Below are 3,826 nucleotides of genomic sequence, written 5' to 3'. Positions count from 1 at the left end.
GCAGTGACGCGGCGATCGTTCGCAAACGCCGAAAAGCGATGGAACGCGTCGCCGTCCTTCGTTTTTTGCTCGTCGGCTGCATCGGCGCCACCTGCCGTCGTCGCTTCTTGTTTGGCGAGCACCGTTGTTCGGGCGTCATGAACGACGGTCAGCGCTCGGAACTGGCCCGCAGTGCTGCTCGCGGTGCGCAGCGCCTCGCTCACCGTCTTCGTGAGCATAACTATCCTGTCGCCCAGCCGATTTTCGTCAAGCGTCAGCAACTCCGCATTGTAGACAATGCCGCGCTTGGTCCTATATTCGGTCGTCACGGCTTCGACCACCTGATAGCCCATTCCGGACTCCGGCTGCCGAAGGAGCGAACCTGTCTCGCCCTCGCTCAATTTGTACATAGACCCTCTGAGGGCAACGTAGCCGACCACGCTGCCATTGGCAAGGGGGTTGGTACATCAAACTGTTCCGAGCCGCCCTTCCCTCCGTCCCTTCAGACCTGGCTTTTCATATCCTCCAAGAACTCACTCCCCGGCGCCACGCCGGTTACCAGCAGCCAGTCCCGCGCGCGGGTGCAGGCCACGTAGAGCAGGTGGCGCTCGGTGTCGTACACGTCTTCGAGGTCGGCATTATCTGTCACGGACTCTATCCATGTCTGCAGCGGCAGCACGTCGTCGTCGCACGCGGCGACGACGAGCGCGCGGAATTCGAGGCCCTTGGATTGGTCCAGCCCCTACCCGTCCGACCCGTTCTTATTGCGGAAGACCAAAGAACGCATCGACCCCGCCCGCTGCTCGAACGGGAGATTGCAGGGCGACCAGCAAGGTCGCATAGTACGGGAGCCACCCTCCACGGCTGGTGTGGGCCCTCTCCCTCGCGAACAAGAAGTCTTGAAAGGAAATCTTCAGCCGCGGCGCTCGTTGCCGCGTATCGGACAACACACGTCTGAATAGCGCCTGGTGCCCACCCACCCCTTCGCAGGCGTCTCCAAGAGTCCGCACGATGCTGCGGGGCACAGGCACCGCCCGCAAAACCGTAGGATGGTGTCCCCACAGTCGTGCCCGTTGCCAACAGACAGTGGCCTCAGGAGGGAGCCCCAAAGCCGACGCCATGCCCGCAAGATCGACAGGAGCGATCGCTTCGGCGTGTTTCCAGTCGCTCTCGCTGATCAACTGCTGGGCCGCCCAATTGTTTGCCCGCTCCTCGTCCGGTCGGCGGCGAAGCTCCTTTCCTGACCGATGTCGTGGTCGATCGGCCGCGACGTTGATCACGAACGGTGAGAACAATCCACGAACCGGAGGCGAAAAGTGGTGGCCGAGTTCGTGCGCCAACACCCACACCTCTTCGTCGGGTGTCATCCCTTCGCACAACGCCACTGCCGCCTGGCCCTCACAGAGCAGATACAGCCCCTTCCACTTCAGGCCAAGGGGGCTGATTCGGTGCACTTGCACACCACTGGTTCGAGCCAGCGCGAGCAGACTCTTGAGGTGGCTCTGCGTGGCCCCGGCGTCAATCGGCAGGATCCGATTCAATCCCCTTGCCTGCTTTCATTCGCTCAAGTAGCTCCTTGGCGACCGGCTTCAAAGCCTCAAGCTCCTCTTTCGCGCTTGCGGCCGCAGCGAGGATTCGCTCGAGAGCATCCTCGATCTGCGAAATGACTTGGCCGGTGTCGGAGGCCGAGTCGAGCGAAGCCTCACCATACGCTGAACCCAGCCTCTCGCGTAGGAGGACGCCCGCGACCTGTCCGGTGGTTACGGCCAACCCGCCTTGGCGCACCTCGTCGGTCAACGAATCCAAGGACCGCGCCTCCGACTCGGTCATCGGCACTCGTCGTGTCACCACCGCACCCGCGCGTCTGGGACGCCCGCCCTCAGAAACCAGTTCCTCTCGGAGTTGCCTCTGGAGCACTGCGAGCGACGGATACCGGATCGCAGATTTTGGTGCGGCTGCACCGCCCGCCCGCACGCCGAGTGCCGATTCCAATTCGCGGTGATCTATTCGCTCGTAAGTCGGCGACGAGTCTTTGATCTTCCGGTAGGTCTTGCTTTGTTTGGCCATGACGGGTCCCCTCCCTTGTCAAAAGTCGTGATTCGGAACAGGCGGCCGTCAAACTCGACAGCGACCTCTCCTTGATTCGTCTCGCGCCCAAGCGCGTGCAGGAACTCGCGAAGTTCGGATATCAAGGCCCGGAACTCCATGGGTCGAACGTACGTGTAGACCAGAACGGGGCTCTCCCACACCAACCCGCCGTCCGGGTTCTGCCAGCCGCCCTCAGCCGGGGGCAAGATCGTGACGCCTCCCCCAATCCGAGCCAACAACTGAGCAGCAGCCAACACCCATCGCCGCTGGTCCCCGATCTCATTGCCATCGCGGTCCTTGTTCGGCACATACAGAGTCAGGGCCTGGACGGAGGTCCCGCCGTCGGCGCCGAGAAACTGCCCTACATCCATGATGTGAACACCACTTATACCACATTAAGTATATGCTTTTTATGTATTATACAGATCTAAACCTGAGGCGGTCACCACCGCCTTTAACGGCACCGCAAGAGTCGACTGACAACAACAGGGGGGCACGACAGTGCTGGACGACGAGTTGAGGAAATCTGTCATGAACCTCTACAGCCTCGGGCCTCGCCTGAGCGAGCTCGCAGCGGCGACCAACTACGCGTCGGCGGTGACGGACGCGATGCGGGTGCTTGAGAACTCAAGTGTTCATCAGACGATCAACGTGTTCAAGGAACGAGACGCGTTGATGTCCGCCTCCCTGAAGCCCCTTGCAGAGATACAGCGGGCCTCTGACTCGTTGGCGCATTCGCCGCTGATTGAGGAGATGCGGCGTGCGAGCAAGGTGCGCGCCGAACTTGAGGCTCACTTTCGCCAGCCAGATTTCGGGGAACTTCGCCAACTCGTAGCCGGGTTCCAAAACAGTCCGCTCGCAGCGTCGCTCGGCGGACCGTCTACCGACTTGCAGCGCGCGATGGAGCAGATGGCGACACCGTGGGTAGATGTTCGGGATGCAATGCGGTCCATTGGCGGGCTCGCGGAACTCCAGGGGATCAGCCTCGCGCTGGGTTCCCTGGCTGGCTTTGATGATGGTCTCGCAGCGGCCCTACGTGCCGATCTCGGCGACTGGCGCGATCCCATCTCCTGGCGTCCAGAGATCATCAACGACCTCGGCCTTCGTGCGCGGTTCTACACCGATATCGGATTCAATCACAACCTGACGGCGTTCCCGCCGGCCGCGTTTCATGAAGGCTTGGTTGTCACCGGCGTGCGTGGCCGGCGGCCGCCGCTGGTAGCGCTCTATGGCACGCCAGTGCCGCTGTTAGACAATGAAAAGCAGGAAACTGAATTCGAGCGCACGGCTACCGCCTACGACTGGCTGCATCGCCTGGAATCTCAACTGCGCGGGTTCATCGATGGCCAGATGACGGGAGCGTTCGGCGCCAACTGGCCGAAGCACCAGCTGCCGAATGGCATGCATGAGCAGTGGAAGGAGAAGGAGCGAAAGGCGCAGGCGACCGGCGCGCCGGAACGGCCGCTCATCGCCTACGCCGACTTCACCGACTATACGCTGGTGATCTGCCGCGTCGACAATTGGCGCAAGGTCTTCGCGGCATTCTTTGGCCGGCCGGAGAGCGTCAGAGAGTCATTCCAGCGCCTGTATCCGATTCGCGTCGATACGATGCACGCACGCCACATCACTCAGGACGATGAGCTTCTGCTTTACGTTGAGGCACACCGACTGATGAGGATGATCCGGGGGCAGTAGCCGACACGACACGTACCGGCGCTGTATCACCGACGAGTGCACAGCGACAATTAGATCTGCCGGG

At 61.7% G+C, this 3,826-nt stretch carries 4 protein-coding genes and 1 pseudogene; 1 reads left to right on the top strand and 4 read right to left on the bottom strand.

From position 1 onward, the window contains the following. The 4 genes and pseudogenes from SGJ19_24735 to SGJ19_24720 form a co-directional block, all read right to left on the bottom strand. The coding region (locus SGJ19_24735; GenBank protein ID MDZ4783465.1) for a hypothetical protein at positions 1–389 on the bottom strand (389 nt) is incomplete at its 3' end. Between the two features lie 92 nt (positions 390–481). Next, positions 482–709: pseudogene (locus SGJ19_24730) on the bottom strand (3'-5' exonuclease). Between the two features lie 31 nt (positions 710–740). After that, positions 741–1,520, bottom strand: coding sequence for a hypothetical protein (locus SGJ19_24725; protein ID MDZ4783464.1), 780 nt, complete (start codon positions 1,518–1,520; stop codon positions 741–743). After that, positions 1,498–2,046, bottom strand: coding sequence for a hypothetical protein (locus tag SGJ19_24720; protein MDZ4783463.1), 549 nt, complete (start codon positions 2,044–2,046; stop codon positions 1,498–1,500). Before SGJ19_24720 ends, SGJ19_24725 begins: the two co-directional genes overlap by 23 nt. 522 nt (positions 2,047–2,568) lie before the next feature. Between SGJ19_24720 and SGJ19_24715 the strand changes: the two genes are divergently transcribed. Beyond that, positions 2,569–3,762 (top strand): Swt1 family HEPN domain-containing protein, encoded by a 1,194-nt coding sequence (locus tag SGJ19_24715; GenBank protein ID MDZ4783462.1) that lies wholly within the window; start codon positions 2,569–2,571, stop codon positions 3,760–3,762. The last annotated feature ends 64 nt before the right edge of the window (positions 3,763–3,826 follow it).

This window comes from Planctomycetia bacterium, from assembly GCA_034440135.1.
Classification (GTDB): Bacteria; Planctomycetota; Planctomycetia; order Pirellulales; family JALHLM01; genus JALHLM01.
The sequence above is the reverse complement of the archived record's forward strand: the minus strand, read 5'-3'. Positions and strand labels throughout refer to the sequence as shown.

Bases quoted from the DNA above. Each gene is read 5' to 3' on its own strand.
- SGJ19_24720 (MDZ4783463.1), bottom strand. From the start codon at position 2,046: ATGGCCAAACAAAGCAAGACCTACCGGAAGATCAAAGACTCGTCGCCG.